The following is a 384-nucleotide window of genomic DNA, read 5'->3' as shown; positions in this document are numbered from 1 at the left end:
GTCCTCGGGACTCGTGAGCGTGTATAACACTTTTCGAGTTGTGGGAGAAGTCTTGAAATCGGGAATCAGCGATGCTGTATGAGAAATCCCGATGATGGATAAACCTGATAAGACCCGGAAGTAACAGGAATGACATGACACGAGCGTGGGTCGTCAATACGATCCCCGAGCACTGGGACCACTGCGTCAACGGTCCCTCAAATGCGGAAGACCATCCTAGAATTCATCTTGGCGAACCGTGGCACGGTGTTCCCAAAGGTGGAAGGGCACCTGATCCGGAGCTACTGGAACCCGGTGATCTCCTCATCGTTCGCGAAAGTGGTGAAGGCGTCCGAGCCAGCTGGACTTTTACCGAGGCGCGTCGCGTCGAAGACCAGTCGATTC

1 protein-coding gene is annotated in these 384 nt (G+C 54.4%); it reads left to right on the top strand.

Features of this window, described 5'->3' with window-relative positions; all coding sequences use genetic code 11:
* Window positions 1-134: 134 nt before the first annotated feature.
* Window positions 135-384: hypothetical protein (locus EXE42_RS19880; protein ID WP_206750770.1), on the top strand; the 250-nt coding region annotated here is incomplete at its 3' end.

It is taken from the genome of Halorubrum sp. SP3 (assembly GCF_005435195.1).
Classification (GTDB): Archaea; Halobacteriota; Halobacteria; order Halobacteriales; family Haloferacaceae; genus Halorubrum; species Halorubrum sodomense.
This window is presented reverse-complemented; position numbering and strand designations above follow the sequence as displayed.